This is a genomic window from Parabacteroides johnsonii DSM 18315, from assembly GCF_025151045.1.
Classification (GTDB): Bacteria; Bacteroidota; Bacteroidia; order Bacteroidales; family Tannerellaceae; genus Parabacteroides; species Parabacteroides johnsonii.
The window spans coordinates 2,071,032-2,090,658 of record NZ_CP102285.1; the positions used below are offsets into that span (position 1 = coordinate 2,071,032).

At 46.3% G+C, this 19,627-nt stretch carries 17 protein-coding genes and 3 tRNA genes; 3 read left to right on the top strand and 17 right to left on the bottom strand.

The window, feature by feature from the left end:
• Nucleotides 1-62 precede the first annotated feature (62 nt).
• Nucleotides 63-2,480 (bottom strand): outer membrane beta-barrel family protein, encoded by a 2,418-nt coding sequence (locus NQ564_RS08460; protein WP_039848221.1) that lies wholly within the window; start codon nt 2,478-2,480, stop codon nt 63-65.
• Between the two features lie 89 nt (nt 2,481-2,569).
• On the opposite strand from NQ564_RS08460, the gene NQ564_RS08465 reads away from it, so the two are divergent.
• Both NQ564_RS08465 and NQ564_RS08470 read left to right on the top strand, forming a co-directional pair.
• A complete protein-coding gene (locus tag NQ564_RS08465) occupies nt 2,570-3,304 on the top strand; it encodes an SDR family NAD(P)-dependent oxidoreductase (protein WP_008150116.1) in 735 nt (244 codons plus the stop codon).
• 65 nt (nt 3,305-3,369) lie between these two features.
• Nucleotides 3,370-5,025 carry an amino acid permease gene (locus NQ564_RS08470; RefSeq protein WP_008150117.1) on the top strand — a complete coding sequence of 552 codons (1,656 nt, stop codon included), beginning with the start codon at nt 3,370-3,372 and terminating at the stop codon, nt 5,023-5,025.
• Nucleotides 5,026-5,349: 324 nt separating this feature from the next.
• Here NQ564_RS08470 and NQ564_RS08475 read toward each other — a convergent pair.
• The 4 genes from NQ564_RS08475 to NQ564_RS08490 form a co-directional block, all read right to left on the bottom strand.
• Nucleotides 5,350-5,433: transfer RNA gene (locus NQ564_RS08475), tRNA-Leu, on the bottom strand.
• Between the two features lie 9 nt (nt 5,434-5,442).
• Nucleotides 5,443-5,524, bottom strand: a tRNA-Leu gene (locus NQ564_RS08480).
• A 53-nt stretch (nt 5,525-5,577) separates the two neighbouring features.
• Nucleotides 5,578-5,650, bottom strand: a tRNA-Gly gene (locus NQ564_RS08485).
• A gap of 99 nt (nt 5,651-5,749) precedes the next feature.
• A complete protein-coding gene (locus tag NQ564_RS08490; RefSeq protein ID WP_008150119.1) occupies nt 5,750-6,520 on the bottom strand; it encodes an SGNH/GDSL hydrolase family protein in 771 nt (256 codons plus the stop codon).
• Between the two features lie 110 nt (nt 6,521-6,630).
• Here NQ564_RS08490 and NQ564_RS08495 point away from each other — a divergent pair, with 110 nt between their 5' ends.
• On the top strand, nt 6,631-7,515 hold the full coding sequence (locus NQ564_RS08495) for an NAD(P)-dependent oxidoreductase (protein ID WP_008150121.1): 885 nt from the start codon (nt 6,631-6,633) through the stop codon (nt 7,513-7,515).
• Here the strand turns inward: NQ564_RS08495 and NQ564_RS08500 are convergent.
• From NQ564_RS08500 to nikR, 12 genes are all read right to left on the bottom strand, one after another.
• On the bottom strand, nt 7,498-8,286 hold the full coding sequence (locus NQ564_RS08500; RefSeq protein WP_039848222.1) for an aspartate dehydrogenase domain-containing protein: 789 nt from the start codon (nt 8,284-8,286) through the stop codon (nt 7,498-7,500). The two genes, NQ564_RS08495 and NQ564_RS08500, sit on opposite strands and share 18 nt — an antisense overlap.
• A gap of 626 nt (nt 8,287-8,912) precedes the next feature.
• Nucleotides 8,913-9,737, bottom strand: coding sequence for a purine nucleoside phosphorylase I, inosine and guanosine-specific (locus NQ564_RS08505; protein ID WP_039848253.1), 825 nt, complete (start codon nt 9,735-9,737; stop codon nt 8,913-8,915).
• A gap of 32 nt (nt 9,738-9,769) precedes the next feature.
• Complete coding sequence (locus tag NQ564_RS08510; protein ID WP_008150127.1) at nt 9,770-11,029, bottom strand: amidohydrolase family protein; 1,260 nt, start codon at nt 11,027-11,029, stop codon at nt 9,770-9,772.
• Nucleotides 11,026-12,336, bottom strand: coding sequence for a DEAD/DEAH box helicase (locus NQ564_RS08515; RefSeq protein ID WP_008150129.1), 1,311 nt, complete (start codon nt 12,334-12,336; stop codon nt 11,026-11,028). Before NQ564_RS08515 ends, NQ564_RS08510 begins: the two co-directional genes overlap by 4 nt.
• 1 nt (nt 12,337) lies before the next feature.
• Complete coding sequence (locus NQ564_RS08520; protein WP_008150130.1) at nt 12,338-13,696, bottom strand: dipeptidase; 1,359 nt, start codon at nt 13,694-13,696, stop codon at nt 12,338-12,340.
• 28 nt (nt 13,697-13,724) lie between these two features.
• Nucleotides 13,725-14,069 (bottom strand): HigA family addiction module antitoxin, encoded by a 345-nt coding sequence (locus NQ564_RS08525; protein ID WP_008155531.1) that lies wholly within the window; start codon nt 14,067-14,069, stop codon nt 13,725-13,727.
• A gap of 8 nt (nt 14,070-14,077) precedes the next feature.
• A complete protein-coding gene (locus tag NQ564_RS08530) occupies nt 14,078-14,395 on the bottom strand; it encodes a type II toxin-antitoxin system RelE/ParE family toxin (RefSeq protein WP_008150134.1) in 318 nt (105 codons plus the stop codon).
• Nucleotides 14,396-14,487: 92 nt separating this feature from the next.
• On the bottom strand, nt 14,488-15,054 hold the full coding sequence (locus NQ564_RS08535; protein WP_008150136.1) for a cob(I)yrinic acid a,c-diamide adenosyltransferase: 567 nt from the start codon (nt 15,052-15,054) through the stop codon (nt 14,488-14,490).
• Complete coding sequence (locus tag NQ564_RS08540; RefSeq protein ID WP_008150138.1) at nt 15,051-16,376, bottom strand: cobyrinate a,c-diamide synthase; 1,326 nt, start codon at nt 16,374-16,376, stop codon at nt 15,051-15,053. Before NQ564_RS08540 ends, NQ564_RS08535 begins: the two co-directional genes overlap by 4 nt.
• Nucleotides 16,376-17,203 (bottom strand): 3-methyl-2-oxobutanoate hydroxymethyltransferase, encoded by an 828-nt coding sequence (gene panB, locus NQ564_RS08545; protein WP_008150140.1) that lies wholly within the window; start codon nt 17,201-17,203, stop codon nt 16,376-16,378. Before panB ends, NQ564_RS08540 begins: the two co-directional genes overlap by 1 nt.
• 46 nt (nt 17,204-17,249) lie before the next feature.
• Entirely contained in the window at nt 17,250-19,133 is a 1,884-nt protein-coding gene (locus NQ564_RS08550) for a TonB-dependent receptor plug domain-containing protein (protein ID WP_008150142.1), read from the bottom strand.
• Between the two features lie 91 nt (nt 19,134-19,224).
• Nucleotides 19,225-19,626, bottom strand: a complete 402-nt coding sequence (gene nikR / locus NQ564_RS08555) for a nickel-responsive transcriptional regulator NikR (RefSeq protein ID WP_008150144.1) — start codon at nt 19,624-19,626, stop codon at nt 19,225-19,227.
• Nucleotide 19,627 lies beyond the last annotated feature (1 nt).

Consider the following 19,627-nt stretch of genomic DNA (forward strand, 5'->3'; position numbering starts at 1 on the left):
TTTTAAAATTGCTCACAAATGTAAAAAAAATTGTCAATTGTCAATTATCAATTGTCAATTACTTAGTGGTTCGTTCCTTCAAACAAATCATGATCTTCCTTTTTCTGGGAACTCTTGGCTTTGAAGTTATTGAACGTATAGCTCAACGTAAGCGTAATGAGCGGATAGCTGGGACGGATACGCGTAATGGATTGCAAGTCGGAGGTGATAATCTTACTTACATAACGAGCCGAATTGAAAACATCACGGAAAGAAAGCGTTGCCGCCAATTTACGATTCATCAGCTGCTGGCGAACGGCAAGATTCACATACCAGAAAGCATCCGTACGTCCCTGGGTCGTGACAGACGGGCCGACAAAGTTGCCGTCTACCTGGATACGGGTATATTTAAAGACATCGAAAGAGTTGTTCCACATAACATCGTAGTTCGTACTTGTTTCATTTTCACCGCCGGTTTTATACTGATTCTTTACCTTATAATGATACAGGCTGCCATTCAGATTCACATTCCACCAACGGGTAAGTTGTACTTGGCCACTCAATTCGATACCGGTCGAATAGTCGTGCCCGACATTCGCCATCGAATCCAGTGTCACACCGGCTTCATAGGGGACACGCAAACGTTCGATCTTATCCTTGCGACTCCGGTGGAACACCGTAGCTGAAACCGTATGCTCACCGATATTCTTTTTATAATTCAATTCGAAAGAATTGATATATTCCGAACGGATATCCGGATTACCGATCTCGGCCGAATAAAAGTCCCGATAGGTGATATACGGTTCCATGAAAAAGAGTTCCGGACGAGTAATACGGCGCGAATAAGAAGCCAATAGCTTATGCTCCTTCGGAAACGTATAGCCCAAATGAAGGGAAGGGAAAAACTCGAACTTGTTGTATGTACGATCCTTGCCCGGGATCGAGCTCCGCAAGACACGATGCGTATGCTCCCCCCGTACACCCGCCTGAAAATCGAACGACTTATAGCTGTCGGCAACGATTGCATAAACCGAATTGATGCCATGTTGGAAATAGAATGTGTTATAGATATCGTCCCGGTTATAAAACTCTTTCTTTTGCGGGTCCCAGAAATGCATCGTGTAGTCACCGTCTTCCAAATACGAGAAATATTGGTAACCGCCTTCGAGCCGTCCTGTTTTGCTATACGGGTAAATATAGTCCAGATTGCCCCGTACCGTCCAACGATGTTCATCTTCCCAGGCACGATGTCCCTTTTCACGCTCGTTATTCTTATTAAAAAGGTCACTCTGGAAATACTCCATCGCATTGCCTCCGTATTTCAGATAGAAACTGCCCGTCAACTGATGCCCCTTATCGTCAAATTTATGATCGAAACCGATTGTTCCCTGAAAATAAGTTTCATGCAGGTCGTAATCGTCACGACTATAATAATCACCTTCACCGAAAGTAATCCCCTCCGCCAGGCGCTTCTCCTTATAATCCAGGTCACCGTTACGCGTACGCCCACCATAACCACCTTCAAAGTCGGCATTCAAGGTGGTATGGGGTAATGTGTACATCCAACCCGCCTTCATCGAATAGTTGAAGTTGTTACTTTTACGCGGTCCGTTGGAATGGGAGGTCGTTGCCGTGTCTGAGATAATAGTTGTCTTCTCCTGATCGAAATCACTTTTACGCAGGCGATCACTCCATACACCACCCAAATACCAGCGCGATGCTTTGTTCTGCTGAGACACCAGAAAATCCACCCCGCGTGAAAGGACCGTGCTTCCCGTCAGGTTCACCATACCACTAAAACCATGCTGGGCGTGTTTCTTTGTTACGATATTGATGATCCCTACATCTCCTCCCGTATCGTGACGAGCCGAAGGTGTAGTGATGATTTCTATATTCTCGATATGTCCCGCGGGAATCTGCTCCAAAGCCTGAGTACCGCTGAATACACTCGGTTTGCCATCTACATAGACCGTGAAACCGGTACTTCCACGAAAACTGACCTCTCCTTCCGCATCCACGCGTATGGAGGGCGTATTTTCCAGGATATCGACAGCCGATCCCCCTCCGGCAAGCAGGTTCGAAGAGGCTTCGATCACTTTCTTGTCCAATTTATAAATCACTTGCTTTTTCTGTGCTACTACTTCGACTTCCGCTAATCCCACTTCCAAGGGTTTCATGGCGATCATCCCTAAATCTACAGCTTTCGAAACCGCGTCTAAAACAATACCCGGTCGGTTATACAGATCGTAACCGACCAAGCGTACCAAAAGGTTATACTTTCCATCTTTCACATCGGCAATACGAAACGTACCGTCAGGGTCGGGCAAAGCATGGAATACTGGATTAACGTCTCCTTCACGAAAAAGGAGGACATCGGCAAAATCAATCGGTTGGTTGTTATTGGCATCGACTATTTTCCCTTTTATACGGAAGCCTGGGGCCGCCATGACAGAATAGCTAATACACAATAAGGTCAACAAGAGACAAAAACACTTCTTCATTTCCTACATTGGTTTGTTAACAATGCTGCGAAGATAGGATTTTCGTACGAAAGAAATCGTATATTTGCATATATAAATCACCATTTAACATGGCATCAGCAAGAAAAATCATTATCATCGGAGCTACTTCAGGCATCGGATACGAGATCACTCAACTGTACCGTAAGCAGGGATGGCGGATCGGGATTGCCGGACGACGGACGGAATTGCTCGCAAAAATCCGGTCGGAAGCACCTGACCAAATCGAAACGGCACAAATAGACATAACTTGTCAGGATGCCCCGAACAAATTAGCGGAGTTAATCGATAAAGTCGGCGGAATGGATGTCTTCTTGCTTAGTTCCGGAATCGGCAGCCAGAATCGGGACCTGAATCCCGACATAGAATTATCAACGGTCCAGACAAATACGGTCGGTTTCACCCGAATGGTCGTTGCCGCATACGACTACTTTAAAAGGCAAGGCGGCGGCCAATTAGCCGTGATCAGTTCCATCGCCGGTACAAAAGGATTGGGAGCCGCTCCTTCCTATTCCGCAACCAAGCGCTACCAGAATACTTATATCGAGGCACTCGACCAGTTGGCACGGATGGAAAAGCTCCCGATCGTATTCACGGATATCCGCCCCGGATTTGTAAAGACAGATCTGTTGAAAAACGATAAATACCCGATGCTGATGTCTCCGCAATATGTTGCCCGAAAAATAGTAAAGGCAATCGAACGGAAGAAACGACACTCCGTAATCGACTGGAAATATGCTGTTTTAGTATTTCTATGGAAGTTGATTCCCAACGTTGTATGGAGGCGATTACCCATCCACAATTAGCATTTGTATATCATCCGGGCAATCCCTACCTTTGTGTCCTATTTATAAATATGCACAAATAAACAATGGGATTATTCATTAAAAAGCCTTTGGAAGCCTTGCAGGCCGAAGCCAATCAAACGGGAAGTAAATCATTAAAACGGGTATTAGGCCCCTGGAGTCTGGTCGCACTCGGTGTGGGAGTCATTATCGGAGCCGGACTTTTCTCCATAACCGGAACAGTCGCCGCCGGATATACAGGACCGGCCATTACACTTTCATTCGCCATTGCCGCAATCGGATGTTGCTTTGCCGGACTTTGTTATGCAGAGTTTGCTTCGATGATTCCGGTTGCCGGGAGTGCCTATACATACTCATACGCGACGATGGGCGAACTGATCGCTTGGATTATCGGTTGGGATTTGGTTTTAGAATATACGGTTGCTGCAACGACGGTCAGCATCAGCTGGAGCCGTTATCTCGTCGTCTTTTTGGAAGGGATCGGAATCAACCTTCCGACAGCTTTCACCGCCTGCCCCTGGGATGGAGGGATTGTCAATATCCCGGCATTCCTGATCGTTGTCCTGATGAGTATCTTTCTGATCCGCGGGACGGAAGGGAGTTCTATCTTTAACGGGATCATCGTCTTTCTGAAAGTGTCGGTCGTCCTGATATTCGTCTTTTTAGGATGGAAATATATCAATACGGACAATTACATACCTTATATTCCGGCAAACACTGGTACGTTAGGCGAATATGGACTATCAGGTGTCCTACGCGGAGCGGCCATTGTGTTCTTCGCTTTTTTAGGCTTCGATGCTGTCAGTACAGCTGCCCAGGAAGCCAAAAACCCCAAAAGGGATATGCCGATCGGAATCCTCGTCTCATTGCTTGTATGTACCATATTATATATGTTGTTCGCCCACGTCATGACAGGCGTAGCCCATTATTCCGAATTTGGCGGCCAACAGGGAATAGCTCCCGTGGCAATTGCGATAGGACATATGGGAGAAGTAGATGCTTCGGGTGTACTTCATCCGGATTACCCTTGGATGAATAAGGCAATCGTCCTTGCCATTTTATTCGGATATTGCTCAGTCATTATGGTGACATTGTTAGGGCAGAGTCGCGTTTTCCTCAGCATGAGCCACGACGGTCTGTTACCTCCGTTCTTTTCGCATATCAATGAAAAGTTCAGAACACCCGCCCGCAGCAATCTGCTGTTTATGGTACTCGTCGGTCTGCTGGCGGCTTTCGTTCCGGCACGCCTGGCAGGTGAAATGACCAGTATCGGAACCCTTTTCGCCTTTACGCTGGTTTGTGCAGGTGTGCTTGTGGTCAGGAAAACAATGCCCGATGTACATCGTGCTTTCAAGACTCCGTTGGTCCCGTTTGTTCCGGTTGCCGGGATCATCACTTGTCTGTGCATGATGCTTTTCCTACCGGCCGACACTTGGATCCGACTGGTGCTGTGGATGTTGATCGGGCTGGATATTTATGCCTGCTACGGCATCAAACATAGCAAGCTGGAATACAATCAAGCCAACCGTCGCGGTCATCTGGCACTGAATATGATCGGGATCGTCCTTGCTATCCTTTGTGTGATCACGGGACTTTGGCATCAGCAAACCGTCGGTTGGGAAGAAAGTAAAGTCCTGCTGATCATCTCTTTTGTTTTTGCCTTTACGCATCTGGCCTTTTATATGGTCCGGATATGGAAGCAAACGACTAAAGTTTTTTAATCATTTTTTATATGAACTCAAACGAACGCGACTTGTATAATAACAAAAAGATATATAAATTTGCAGAAACAGTTCTACAGTGTAGAACTCACATTAATTAAACAAACTATTCCTAAGTTTAAGGTATTAGTCAACTTCAGTTTGTTTTTTATATAAACTGATTTGGTACAACCTCATCTACATGTGAATGTGGATGAGGTTTTTGTATTCAAATAAAGCATGGAATCCATAACAATGAGAGCATCCCGAACAGGAACGGGAGAAAGATACAAAAAAATAGTCCATATAATCAGCTTTTAAAACTAACTATATGGACTATCTGTGTACGCAGGATGAGACTTGAACTCACACGCCGTAACCGGCACTACCCCCTCAAAGTAGCGTGTCTACCAATTCCACCACCTGCGCGAGAAAAGGTGCCCAGAACAGGACTCGAACCTGCATGCCTCTCGACACACGCACCTGAAACGTGCGCGTCTACCAATTCCGCCACCTGGGCCTTTCTTCAGTACATTAAAAAAGCGGCCTCATACCGCCTCTGTTATCGATTTGAGCGGAAGACGGGACTCGAACCCGCGACCCTAACCTTGGCAAGGTTATGCTCTACCAACTGAGCTACTTCCGCGATAACGGGTGCAAAGATAGAGGTATTTTTTTATTTTCCAAAACCTGACTGCACTTTTTTTGTACTATTTTACAGTCCGCACCCGCTCAAAATCATATCTTACTTTAATCCAGTTGCTTCCATCCACATGTTTGCCATTAGCTGGCGACCGGGTAAATCTGGATGCACACCGTCATTCGACCAATAACGTGCCGGAGCCAGTTTCACCGCAGCATCGAATCCCGATTGGAAAGGTACGAATACAGTATTGAACTCCTCCGACAGTTTACGGGCGGATTTACGGAATTCATCGAACATCGGATACCATTTGGAATCTTCTATAGCCGTTCCGTCACGCAAAGTGAAAGGCTCGCAAAGGACAATTTGCGTATTCGGAAGTTTCTCTTTCGTATACTTCAACAAGGCGCGCAGATCGTTTTCGTATGTCTCGACCGTTCCTTTATAAGCATGTGTCAACGTATGCCAGTAATCATTCACCCCGATCAGGATACTTAGGACATCCGGCTGGAAAGCAAGGCAATCAATCTCCCAGCGTTCACGAAGCTGATAGACTTTATTGCCGCTGATACCGCGATTGTAAACCTTTGGCTGCAAAGCCGCTTTCTTCTCTAACAACTGAGTAGCGGTAAAGAGCACATAACCACTACCAAACTGTTCCATCGTATTGCAACGGTTACTATTCTTGTCTCGACCGCAGTCTGTGATGGAATCTCCCTGGAACAGGATCACACAATCTTTTTTCAGATTAATCTTCGGAGCATGTACAGATGTATTTTCTTTTACAGCGGCTTTTGCGATCTCCGGGATCATCAGGGTGCCGAACCCTGCCAATGCTCCCTTTTTAAGGAAGTCTCTTCTGGAATTCTTCATGGGTAGAAATAAGTTTATTTTATTACATTGATTGAATCGAATACAAAGATAGAAACTTTACAAAAAAACGTATCTTTGTTTCTTCATATTTTCAAAAAGAATAATTTACCATGTTTAGTAAAATAGTTGCGATAGAGCCGGTCAGTTTGATTCCCTCGGCAGAAAAAGCATTGCACACGTTTGCAAATGAAGTAGTGATGTACCCTGATATTCCAGTAGACGACGAGGAGATTGTCCGTCGCATCGGCGATGCCGACGCGGTGCTGCTGAGTTATACTTCGAGTATCCGCCGCGAGGTAATGGAAAGATGCCCCAATATCAAATATATCGGTATGTGCTGTTCACTTTACTCACCGGAAAGCGCCAACGTCGATATCATTTATGCCAACGAGCACGGTATCAAAGTCACAGGTATCCGGGATTACGGAGACGAAGGAGTAGTCGAATATGTCATAAGCGAGCTGGTACGTTGCTTTCATGGGTTTGACGGACCGACCTGGGAGGACGAAGTCCGTGAAATCACCGGGCTAAAAGCTGGCATTATCGGCTTGGGCAAGTCAGGCGGCATGATCGCCGATGCACTTCGGTTCTTCGGTGCGGAAATATCTTATTTTGCCCGTAGCGAAAAGGAATGGGCACGTGAGAAAGGATATCGCTTTCTCCCTTTGGACGAACTGCTCGCACAAAGCGAAGCCCTGTTCTGCTGCCTGAACAAAAACACCGTCCTGCTGCACGAAGCCGAATTCCAGAAGTTGGGTGATAAAAAGATACTGTTCAACACAGGGCTTTCTCCTGCATGGGACGAAGAACCGTTTGTCAAATGGCTATCGGGCAATAACCTTTGTTTTTGCGATACCGTCGGAGCCTTGGGCGATGCTCACCTTTTAGAGCATCCGCATATACGATGCGTACAGACTTCAACAGGCCGCACCCGCCAGGCGTTCGACCGCCTAAGCGAGAAGGTGCTGGCCAATCTTTCAGAATACAACGGGTGAAACAATATTCAGCAGGGTGTTCACAACCGACCATCCTGCTATCTCCGCAGTAGCGCTATACACGTCCACCACAGCATGCACCTGGTCGTTCCTGATCTCGACCTTCTGCGTGTCTCCCTTAAATCCGGGAGTCGACTGTATGGTCACCTGCATAGCTTCCGGACCGACAGATGCGCGCGAGGCAGCCACCGTAACGTTCACTTTCGTAGGGAACAAGCGGATGGCTTCCACTGCATTGCCTGTAAACACCACTTTCTGTTCGCTTTGCATCGTCTCCTCATAAACCGGAGTACCCTTCAAAGCGTCAGGTCCCTTCTCATTGAAGAAACAGGCTGTCGCATTCCCCATCAAAGCAGCCGTACGCAAAACATCGAATCCTCCGGTAGCACCCGAAGCAATATAAACGCGTGTCCCGTTCTCTTTTGCCGTTTCACATACTTCCCTGTAAAACGAGTCGTCAGCTAGCGCTCCGATCGAAAGGGTAACAATAGAAGTTCCATTCTTCAAAGCCGGAATGGCAAACTCCCGAAGAGCGGCTGGAGAAGCCGTCTCCACTAATATATCGGGTTTCAAAGCCAACAATCCATCCACCGTAGTACATACAGCACAACTTTTTCCAATCTTTTCCATCTCGCCGGCAATACGTTCAGCTTTGGCAACCGTACGCGAATAGACTCCTACCAACTCATATTCAGGCAATAATCCTTTAACGACAGCTTCCGAAACTATTCCGGCAAGCCGTCCACATCCTACTATTACAAATGTTTTCATACTTACAAAGGTAATGCTATTTTCTCTTCTCCAAAAACAAGTTATCAGGACTACCACATCAAAATTTTTGTACATAATTAGGAATTTGTCTTTCACCTGTTTGTTCAATATTCTGTATGTTAATATCTTAACAAGTGAAAGCACTGACCGTTTTTGCCTTCACCCGGAGTTTTGCTTTCGCCGTGCTTTTTTATCCACATATATATACGGGGACGAAACGGTGAAGGCAAACGGTAAAAGGTGAAGGCAAACGGCAAGCGTGCATTCATCCTTAAACACATTGAAAAATAAAGTACACAAGACAGGGGTGAATAATAGGGATACAAATTTCCCAAAACATTTAATCGCAGCCTATAACATTCCGGCAAAAAAGATATAGGCTGCCAATAAAAAAGGTATAGCCTATTCCGGCACAGCCTATACCTTTTTGAAAAGCGGTCGGCATCCCTGCCGGAAAATCTGCTGACCGTTTTCCAAAGAGATGCTTTCCGGATTGTAAAGTTATGCTTTTTGACTCGTAAGGCTATGCATTACGAAATGCTAACGCATAGCTTTTCATCACCTCCCCTCTCAGCCATATTCAGATGAGGATCGGTTTACAATAGACAAGGTTGGCTAATTTCCTTTTATATCCTGGCAACCAACTCCCGGAAGAGGACGGTCATGACCGCAGCCGCTTTATTGGCGGCGACAATCACATCGGCTCCGTCATTGACGAAATCATCGGCAAAATGATAGCCTTCATTTGTAATCACAGACATACCGAATACACGCAAACCGGCATGACGGGCCACGATCACCTCCGGAACCGTACTCATTCCGATCGCATCACCTCCTACCCTACCGTAAAAAGCATACTCTGCCGGAGTCTCGAAAGAAGGGCCTGTCAGTCCGACATATACGCCTTTCTTCAACGAGATATCGTGGGACGCGGCAATTTCCTCGACAAGCCCGATAAACTCCCGATCATACGCGCGCGTCATATCCGGGAAACGGGTTCCGAACTGCTCGTCATTCGGACCGATCAACGGGTTAGGCATCATATTGATGTGATCCCGTATAATCATCAAGTCACCGACTTTGAAATTCGTATTGATACCGCCTGCAGCATTGGAGACTAACAGATTCTTAACCCCCAACAACTTCATCACCCGAACCGGGAACGTCACTTGCTGCATCGTGTACCCCTCATAATAATGGAAACGCCCCTGCATGGCAAGCACCTGTTTCCCTCCTAACCTGCCACAAATGAAGTTACCTTTATGTCCTGCGGCCGTCGAATGCATAAAATGCGGGATCTCACTATAGGGTATGACCACAGCCTCCTCGATCTGGTCGGCAAGGGAACCTAAACCGCTACCTAAGATAATCGCAGTTTCCGGATTGCCGGTAATACGGGACGACAAGTAACCGGCCGCTTCCCGATAAATCGTATTGTCATTTGTATTCATATACATTCAGATTTATTGTTCATACACTCCGTCTACGGTTCTCTCACCAATTTATAGGCAAGTTCGGCCGTACGCTCCAGAATTTCCTCCTCACCCGGAACTTTTTTATCCTGCATCAAGATTTTACCATCACAGATAACGGTATCGATACAACTGCCGTTCGCTGCATACACCAGGTTGGAGACAAAGTTATGATTCGGAGTAAAAGCCGGGATATTCAAATCGACCAAACAGAGATCCGCCAGATAGCCTTCGGCAATCCGTCCGGCTTTCAGCCCGATAGCCGAAGCACCGGCTTCTGTCGCCGCCCTGAATATTTCACCAGCAGGAATCGCCTCCGGATCTTTCCGCCAGGCCTTGCCTAAAAGCGAAGCGAGCTTCATTGCCTCAACCATATCCAGGTTATTGGAAGAAGAACAGCCGTCAGTCCCCAAAGCAACAGTCACACCGGCCTTTCGCATCTCACAGAACTTAAATTGGATACCGGAAGCCAGCTTCATGTTGGATGCCGGATTATGCACCACTTTCACTCCGTGATCCGCCAGCATACGAATCTCATCATCATCGACATAGATACCGTGCGCAATGATCAGACGAGGGGACAATATGCCTAATTTATATAAATAACGTACGGGAGTAAGACCAAACTGTTTGACGGAGTCCCTGACTTCGCCCTCCGTCTCTGCCAAATGCAAATGGATCGGGACGGAATGCTCGGCAGCAAAACCATGTATCCACTGTAACAATTCGCCGGATACGGTATAAATGGCGTGAGGACCGATCGCATACCGTATACGTTTGCCATAGCCGGCCACATCGACAACCAGTTTCTCATTTTCCCGCTTGCTCTTTTCGGCCAGTTCCGGTTTGAAATGATCGAAGCAGACACCGGAAAGCAATGCACGCAACCCCATTTCCTCGACAGCATCGGCCGTAGCCCGGAACTTATGATACATATCGAAGAACGTTGTCGTCCCGCTTTTTATCATTTCGAGACAGGCCAGCTTCGTTCCCCAATAAACATCCTCGCGCGTCAATTTCGCTTCGTTCGGCCAGATCTTCTGTTCCAGCCAGGGCATCAACGGCATATCATCGCCAAAGCCCCGGAAAAGCGTCATGGCAGCATGTGTATGCGCATTTACGAAACCAGGGATCAAGGCCTTACGCCTTCCGTCTATCGCCTGATCTGCCTGTACCTGAAGATCCTCCCCTATCTGCCTGATCTCCTTTTTCTCAATATAAACATCAGTTACAGCGCCATCCAACAAAGCGCCTTTTATTAATATGCTCATATAAACTTAGCTTTCATATTCTTTATCTTTTCATCCCGGATGCGATCCAGCAAACCGGAAAGCTTGTCCCGCTTGACAGCAGCGAATGCACAACTTTCCTTTATCTCAACAATACCTAAATCATCCTTTTCCAGTCCACCTTTTTGGAAAAGAAAGCCGACTACATCCTTCTTACTCAGCTTGTCCCGCTTCCCCCGATTGATCGTCAACGTCACCCACTCCGAACGCATGGGCTTCTTCGCCACTTCCGGCAAGAAAAACTCGTCCGGCTCGCGGGTGATATATTCGGGAACCGTCTCCTCCGCATTCAAGATCAGATAAGCAACTCCTTCCGCGTTCATACGGGCCGTACGTCCATTACGATGCACGTATGCCTCTTCACTCACAGGGAGATGATAATGGATCACATTCTTCACTTCCGGAATATCAAGACCTCGAGAGGCCAAATCGGTAGAGATGAATACGGTAGCACTGCCATTACGGAAATGCGACAAGGCACGTTCGCGTTCGGGCTGTTCCATTCCTCCATGGAAGTATTCGTTATCCACGCCCATTTCAGTCAGATAGTCGCTCACCCGTTCCACCGTCTCCCGGTAATTACAGAAGATAAGGGCAGAACCGCCTTTCAGTTCACCCAAAAGCTTGTACAATGTTTCCAGCTTATCCTTAACGGGAGACTTGACCACACGCAAAGTCAGTCCTTTCGCTTCTTTCACATCTTTCAGGAACGACAACCGCACCGGAGCTGTGATTCCGGTGAAAGCAGGAATATCGACTGCTGCCGTAGCCGAAGTCAGTACCCGGCGGCGTACGCCGGGGAGATGTGCCAGAATCTCTTTCATTTCGGCAAGAAAACCCAGTTCAAGCGACTTGTCGAACTCATCCAGGATCAGCGTACGCACACTGTCCAAGTCGATATTTCCCCGTTCCAGGTGGTCGACGATACGTCCTGGTGTCCCGATCAGGACCGTCGGCGGATGTTCGAGACTCTTCTTCTCCGTGCGGATCGGATGTCCTCCGTAGCAACAATTCACCTTATATCCGGCCCCCAACGAGCGCAATACCGTTTCGATCTGCAAGGCCAACTCACGGGAAGGAGCGATGATCAATGCCTGTATCTTTCTGTCTTCATCCGTCAATGTCGTCAGCAAAGGCAAAAGGAAAGCCAGTGTCTTGCCCGACCCTGTCGGACTAAGCAGCACCATGTCTTTTATCGTCCCGGCATCCAATACCGCCTGCTGCATCTCGTTCAGAGCAGTAATGCCAGTATTGGCAAGCGCACGAGCGACTATTTCATTATTTGTCATATCAATTGAATCGTTTATAAAATTCGGCTACCGACTCGATTCCCTTATAAAAGAAGTCAAGCGTACAGCTTTCGTTCGGCGAATGGATCGCATTCTGTTCGAGGCCGAATCCCATCAGGACCGTCTTGATGCCCAACACCTGCTCGAAAGTCGAGATAATAGGAATACTTCCGCCACGGCGCACGGCCAACGGACGTTTGCCAAAAGCTACGGCTACGGCATCTTCAGCTGCTTTATAAGCGGGAAGGTCGATCGGGCAAACATAGCCTTGTCCACCATGTTTAGGCGTCACTTTTACCTTGACATAAGCCGGAGCTACACGAGCGATGTACTCTTCAAACAGTTTTGAAATCTTCTCATGATCCTGATGTGGAACCAGGCGGCAGGAAACTTTGGCATAGGCTTTGGAAGGAAGAACCGTCTTGCTGCCCTCTTCCGTATAACCGCCCCAGATACCGCAGATGTCGAAGGATGGACGGCAACTATTGCGTTCCAACGTAGAATAACCTTTTTCACCGAACAGTTCATCCACTCCGATAGCGGCCTTGTATTTGGTTTCGTCAAACGGGATTTGTGCAATCATTTCGCGTTCGGCCGGGGAAACTTCCTCCACGTCATCATAGAAACCGGGGATCGTGATCCGTCCGTCGGCATCAGTTATGTCAGCCATCAATTTGCACAGCACATTAATCGGATTAGCGACTGCACCCCCGAAATGCCCGGAATGCAAATCGCGGTTGGGACCAGTCACTTCTACTTCCCAATAGGCCAATCCACGAAGACCGGTGGTTAAAGAAGGTGTTTCGGCACTGACCATGCTGGTATCGGAAACCAGGATAACATCAGCATTCAACAATTCTTTATGTGTACGGCAGAAAGCTTCGAGGCTCGGCGAACCGATCTCTTCTTCTCCTTCGAAGATAAATTTCACATTACATTTCAGCAAATCCAGATTCAGGGCAGTCTCGAAGCCTTTTACCTGCATCATGGCCTGCCCTTTATCATCATCCGCACCACGCGCCCAGATACGACCGTCCCGGATTTCGGGTTCGAACGGGCGGCTCTTCCAAAGATCAAGCGGTTCGGCGGGCATTACGTCGTAGTGCGAATAGACCAAAACGGTCTGCGCCTCGGGAGCAACCATCTTTTCTCCATACACGACCGGATTGCCTTCGGTCTGCATCACAACCGCTTTATCGGCACCGGCCGCAAGCAAGAGTTCTGTCCAGCGTTTTGCACATACCTCCATATCAGGCTTATGTTCATTTTTAGCACTTATCGATGGAATACGGATCAAAGAGAAAAGCTCTTCGATGAAACGGTCTTTGTTGGACTCGATGTATTTTTTTACGGATGTCATATCTATTCTTAATTTTAATCTGTGCCTACTATAATACTGCCGCTATTTTTCTAATATGGGCCAATCTCTCCAAAAAAGAGGTATCGGATTTTGCCATTTGCATGTCGTACCGGGCTTGCTGACGAATCCAAACTTCTGCATCAATGCCAAGCGCAGCTTCAAACAAAAGGGCATATTCTGTCGAAACAGAACGCTTTCCATTCAATATTTCATTCAGCAATGTCGGAGAAACCCCCATTTGCAATGCCAATTTCCGCTGCGAAATACCTCGATATTCTATCTCATCCTTTATCAACTCGCCTGGATGTATGGGGTTGGATGGAGTCAAATTATTGGCGATCATTTTAGGATCAATACCTTGAAGTGTAATCATAGCTACAATCATTTATAATGGTTTGATAATTCTATTATATTACATACGGTAACAATCGGTTCTTCTATCGAATCCCTTACGGTAAACTCAACTCGATACTTATTATTCACCCGTACAGATGAAATACCAGCCTTATCGCCTTTCAGCATCTCATAATTCAAGGAATTTATCAAAAGAAGTTCTTCTACCTTCTTGGCATCCAAAAGAAAATCTATACACTTTTGATAACGCCTTATCACATCAGGCTGATAACGATGCTTCTTGGCATCAGTCTTTCCTTTCTCGTAAAGGTCACGCAAATATGCTTCTCCGAATGTAACAACCATATCGTTCTCGTATTTGCGTACAAATATAACGTATTCTTTTCAGTATTCACAAAAATGTGAACAACTTCTTTGTGGAATCTTCAAGTTTTATTCTATTTTTTCCGCTTATACAAAAACGACTGCCAGCGTTCCTCCGCATTCCCTTGGCGAAACATTTCATAACGTGCCATTGTAAAAAACAAATCGGAAAGGCGATTCACGAACCGCATGATCCCGGGTGAAACCGGGTCTTTCCGGTTTAACGTCCACAGGCGGCGTTCGGCACGGCGTACAATCGTACGGGCCAACTGCAAGTGAGCAGAAACCAAAGAGCCGCCAGGCAGGATAAAATAACCGTTATCCTCCATCTTCGCCGACAAAGCATCGATCTGTTCCTCACAAACGAGAACCAGGTCATCGGATATTTTGTTCGGATTCTTATCACGAATAGCCGATGGAGTCGCCACATGCGACATCACCGCCATCATCTCCATTTGTATTTTCCCCAGCAAATCCTGCCACTCATGTCCGGCCGGGAGTAGTGCACGGACAATTCCAATTTCGGCATTCGCTTCGTCCAACGTCCCGTTCGCTTCGATCCGGATATCGTCTTTATCCACCCGCTCGCCCCCATGAATTCCGGTGCGGCCTTTATCTCCTCCACGCGTGTATATTTTCATTTAATGATAAATTTGGTAAACCAGTCGTTCCCGGCCGGATCTGCCCAGTACAAATGCGTATATCCGGCTAAAACATTTTTATAACGATAAAGCGGAGTATCCGTTTTCACACCTTTGGCCGTATAAGCGACAGCACAGGACGGAAGCGGATCCTGTTGTTCCACCAAACGGGAATAGTGAAATTCATGCCCTTTCAGACGAGCATCGTTATACAATAGGGTACGATACCCCAGACGTAACTTCATATTCTCCATTGTTGCAGACTGATGCAATACGCCTACCATCGGAAAAACATCTCCATTTTTATCTCGTATCTCGTCACATAGATACATCATACCGCCACATTCGGCCAACAACTTTCCCCCATTCTCGACATACCGGCGAATGGATTGAAGCATCGGCCTGTTTGCCGATAAAGCAGCCAGATATAACTCCGGATAACCTCCGGGAAGATAAACAAAACCGGCATCTGGCAAAGAAGTGTCTGCCAACGGGCTGAAGTAAGTAACTTCTCCTAAATGATGCAGATAACGGATATTCGCTTCATACATAAAATTGAATGCAGGATCACGAGCAATCGCAACAGTGAAAGAAGGTTCACGTCTATAGGTACGATGGCTTACGGACATAGGAAGGGCTGCTGGCGCAACCTGCTTCGTCAATTCCAGCAACCGGTCGATGTCCACATACTTCTCGACAAGTTCCGCTACACGGTCGGCGAACTCTTCAAAGCAAAAATCTTCATCGAGAGACAACCCTAAATGACGGCAGGGAATCTCCACATCCGCACACTTGGGAAGATATCCCAACGCCTCGACTCCGGCATCTTCACATGCCTGTTTCAAAAAAGAATAATGGCTTTCGGAAGCGACAAAGTTAAAGATAGCTCCTACTACCTGTACTTGCTTTTTGAAATGCTTAAACCCGTACAATAAAGGAGCTACCGAATATGCCGTACTTTTTGCATTTACAATCAGGACTACCGGTATTTTCAGCAGACAAGCGATTTCCGCACTGCTCCCTTTCATACCGTCATACCCGTCAAACAACCCCATCACCCCTTCGGTCACCGCCACATCCGCTTTTTCTGTATAACCAGCATACAAGTCGTGCACATGTGCCTCCGACATCATAAAAAGATCCAAGTTCACAGACGGATTGCCGGCAGCCATCCTATGATGGCGCGTATCGATGTAGTCCGGCCCACATTTAAAAGGCTGCACCTCAAACGAACGATTCTTCAAGGCACGAAGCAAACCGAGCGTAAAAGTTGTTTTCCCGCTTCCCGATGAAGCGGCACCGATAAGGAGATGAGATTGCATTAGTACTGTTCTTTCTCGTTCGGGAAATCCAGCGTCTTTACATCCTCAATATATGCTTGTACGGCACGCGTTATTTCCTCTGCCAAATTCGCATAACGGCGCAAGAAACGGGGAGAAAATCCCTGGTTGATCCCTAACATGTCATGCATAACCAGCACCTGTCCGTCCACACCTCCGCCAGCACCAATACCAATAATCGGAATCGTCAGTTCGGAAGCAACCTGTGCAGCCAAAGCAGCCGGAATTTTTTCCAATACGATTGCGAAACAACCAATCTCTTCTAACAGATGAGCATCTGCGATCAGTTTCTTCGCTTCCGCTTCCTCACGGGCACGAACTGTGTATGTCCCGAATTTATTAATGGACTGAGGCGTCAATCCCAGATGGCCCATGACAGGAATACCCGCACACAGAATACGTTCGATAGATTCCCGAATTTCAGAACCTCCTTCAAGCTTAATACAATCCGCATGCGTTTCCTTCATCACACGGATGGCCGAAGCCAACGCTTCTTTCGAGTTACCTTGATACGTCCCGAAAGGCAGATCCACGACAACTAAGGCACGCTTTACCGCTTTCATGACCGATTTACCATGATAGATCATCTGGTCAAGCGTGATCGGCAATGTTGTTACATTACCAGCCATTACGTTGGAAGCCGAATCGCCCACCAATATAACATCCATACCGGCCTGATCGATTAGTTGAGCCATCGAATAATCGTAAGCAGTCAACATGGAAATTTTCTCTCCACGCTGTTTCATTTCTATCAGGCGATGTGTGGTCACCTTTCTATTATCCTCTAAATCCCTCTTTGCAACTGACATAATGATTTTTATTAAATGTTACAAGGCGCAAAGGTATACAAAATGTTTAGAAAGTGACATCGATACCTCCCATAAAGGTTGCCTTCGGCATTGGGTATCCCGCATTTATCGAATAACGGGTAGCCGTTAGATTTTCACCTTTTATAAAGAGTTTCAATCCCTTATCCAACGAGCCGAAACGATAAGAAGCACGAGCGTTCAGAACCGTATAGTCCTCTTTTCTATTATCTTCCGGCGTCTTCCCAACCGTAGTATAGAGATCGAAAATAGACTGTACACTCATATTAAAAGTAAAGCGTCCAGGCGTATAAGTAGCACTGGCATATAATTTATGTGCCGGAGCCGCTTCTATTTCTTTATTCATATATAAATAACTATAGTTCATATCCAGATTCAAGTTCTTACAGACTTGATAACCAGCTTCGAATTCTATACCTTTATTATAAAATCGCCCGATATTGGACATCTGTCGGTTTACAACCGAAATCATGTCTTTACCATCAATATAGAAAGCTGTCAGTTCGGCATGTAAACGATTATCCAATAGGAATTGGCCGATAGACAATTCATAAGTCAACATACTTTCCGGTTTCAGGTCCGGATTAGCTTTCGAATAAGGAAGATAAGAAATGTACAATTCACGCAACGTCGGACTTCTATAACCTTTAGAAAAAGAAGCTTTTATCGTATTTCCTTCAAACGGACGAATTGCAAAACCGGCTTGTGGAACCCACTCTCCCCCGTAAGCACTACTATGTTCATAACGTACACCGGCATTCAAACTCAAAATATCAAATAAATCCTGCTGCATGATGGCATATCCCGCCACTTCATGGACCGATTTATCGACAACTTCCCCTATCGTACCTTTGATCGAATCATTCCAAGCATGTCCTCCCCAGTTTTTATAATCGACACCAGCCGTAAATGTATTCCCTTTCACCAAACGGAAAGACTGGTATAATTGGATTCCTGTATTGTGATCGTCCGAATAAAATAAAAATGGACTCGGTTGCTCTCCTTCCGAATAGCCATCGTTGATTTTATGATGCCCCCAATTATAGAAAACACGAAGTGCTCCACTTGTTTTTTCATGGTGATTCTCCAATGCAAAAGAGGTCGTCCCACGTAAGATATGCATTACATGATCGAACTTGGGACTAGTGATCATACCGGGATCTTCCGTATTATATTTAGCAAGACTCAAATTTCCAGTTACTTTATAATGATCATCAATCTGGTATCCCAAGTTTGCAAAACCATTCGTGATGTCAAATTTGGAATCAGGCCGGTGTCCATCTGTACGATCATGATTGACAGATACGAAACTACTGAAATTCCCGACATTATACCCATTGTTAATCATATACTTCTGCGTATTATACGAACCGAACATGACACGTGCCTGTGTCCGTCGTCCCTGCTGTTTATGCTGGCGAGTAATGATATTCACAACCCCTCCCATCGCATTAGAGCCATATAGTAAAGAACCAGGACCACGGATTACTTCCACACGCTCTATATCCGAAGCCACATAAGTATCAGGCAAAGAATGTCCGAACACTCCAGCCCATTGCGGCTGCCCATCGAACAACATCAATACCTTATTGCCCTGTCCGACACCACGAATATTCACCGTACCGGCTGATCCAGAAGAAACCCCAAACCCGGTAACCCCCTTTTCTGTCACAAACAACCCCGGTATACGTTCTGACAGCACCGGCAACAATGCCGATTCGCTGCTCGCCTCGATCTGCTCCCGATCAATCACCGAGATAGTAAGTGGCACACTGCTCCGGTTCACTTGTACCTTATTCGCTGAAATCACAACCCCCTGTAAGTTAATCAGGCTATCGATGGCAGTCGGATCATTTGCAAAAACCAGAGAACTGCACAAAAGCCCAGAGGCAAGTAAAATTACTTTTTTCATATCTCTTTTTATGTATTAAATTTCTATTGTCAAACCCTTAATCGTGTCACTTTTTTCGTAATTCGTGCTACCATTCGAATAAAAAATATATCTAATCCGCCCGACTCATAACTAACTTGCCATGTTTAAGTCCCTTTATCGTAGTCAGCCGGTCCGACAGTTCGGTCAAACGATAGGCCGTACCCATCACAGTTGCGATGTGCAGACAGAAATTCCGGTTCACATAATATTGGGAAGAGGACAAGATAACATCCTGATAATTTTGTTGAATATCGGCAATCCGGGAAGCAATCTCCTTTTTTACCTGATCATACATAAGGATAATCGTACCTGCCACGATATGGTTACACTGCCATTTCTTTTCAGCGACATTCTTCTCCACCAGAAAACGGATAGCCTGCGAACGGTTGGCAAAACCATTCTCGTTCACATATTGGTCCAAAGATTCCAATAAATTATCTTCTAAGGAGACTCCAAAACGCTTTAAAGACATA

What these genes read in the sequence shown, in the direction of transcription:
- NQ564_RS08460 (WP_039848221.1), bottom strand. Translation starts at nt 2,480, where the DNA reads ATGAAGAAGTGTTTTTGTCTCTTGTTGACCTTATTGTGTATTAGCTAT.
- NQ564_RS08465 (WP_008150116.1), top strand. Translation starts at nt 2,570, where the DNA reads ATGGCATCAGCAAGAAAAATCATTATCATCGGAGCTACTTCAGGCATC.
- NQ564_RS08470 (WP_008150117.1), top strand. Translation starts at nt 3,370, where the DNA reads ATGGGATTATTCATTAAAAAGCCTTTGGAAGCCTTGCAGGCCGAAGCC.
- NQ564_RS08490 (WP_008150119.1), bottom strand. Translation starts at nt 6,520, where the DNA reads ATGAAGAATTCCAGAAGAGACTTCCTTAAAAAGGGAGCATTGGCAGGG.
- NQ564_RS08495 (WP_008150121.1), top strand. Translation starts at nt 6,631, where the DNA reads ATGTTTAGTAAAATAGTTGCGATAGAGCCGGTCAGTTTGATTCCCTCG.
- NQ564_RS08500 (WP_039848222.1), bottom strand. Translation starts at nt 8,286, where the DNA reads ATGAAAACATTTGTAATAGTAGGATGTGGACGGCTTGCCGGAATAGTT.
- NQ564_RS08505 (WP_039848253.1), bottom strand. Translation starts at nt 9,737, where the DNA reads ATGAATACAAATGACAATACGATTTATCGGGAAGCGGCCGGTTACTTG.
- NQ564_RS08510 (WP_008150127.1), bottom strand. Translation starts at nt 11,029, where the DNA reads ATGAGCATATTAATAAAAGGCGCTTTGTTGGATGGCGCTGTAACTGAT.
- NQ564_RS08515 (WP_008150129.1), bottom strand. Translation starts at nt 12,336, where the DNA reads ATGACAAATAATGAAATAGTCGCTCGTGCGCTTGCCAATACTGGCATT.
- NQ564_RS08520 (WP_008150130.1), bottom strand. Translation starts at nt 13,696, where the DNA reads ATGACATCCGTAAAAAAATACATCGAGTCCAACAAAGACCGTTTCATC.
- NQ564_RS08525 (WP_008155531.1), bottom strand. Translation starts at nt 14,069, where the DNA reads ATGATTACACTTCAAGGTATTGATCCTAAAATGATCGCCAATAATTTG.
- NQ564_RS08530 (WP_008150134.1), bottom strand. Translation starts at nt 14,395, where the DNA reads ATGGTTGTTACATTCGGAGAAGCATATTTGCGTGACCTTTACGAGAAA.
- NQ564_RS08535 (WP_008150136.1), bottom strand. Translation starts at nt 15,054, where the DNA reads ATGAAAATATACACGCGTGGAGGAGATAAAGGCCGCACCGGAATTCAT.
- NQ564_RS08540 (WP_008150138.1), bottom strand. Translation starts at nt 16,376, where the DNA reads ATGCAATCTCATCTCCTTATCGGTGCCGCTTCATCGGGAAGCGGGAAA.
- panB (WP_008150140.1), bottom strand. Translation starts at nt 17,203, where the DNA reads ATGTCAGTTGCAAAGAGGGATTTAGAGGATAATAGAAAGGTGACCACA.
- NQ564_RS08550 (WP_008150142.1), bottom strand. Translation starts at nt 19,133, where the DNA reads ATGAAAAAAGTAATTTTACTTGCCTCTGGGCTTTTGTGCAGTTCTCTG.
- nikR (WP_008150144.1), bottom strand. Translation starts at nt 19,626, where the DNA reads ATGTCTTTAAAGCGTTTTGGAGTCTCCTTAGAAGATAATTTATTGGAA.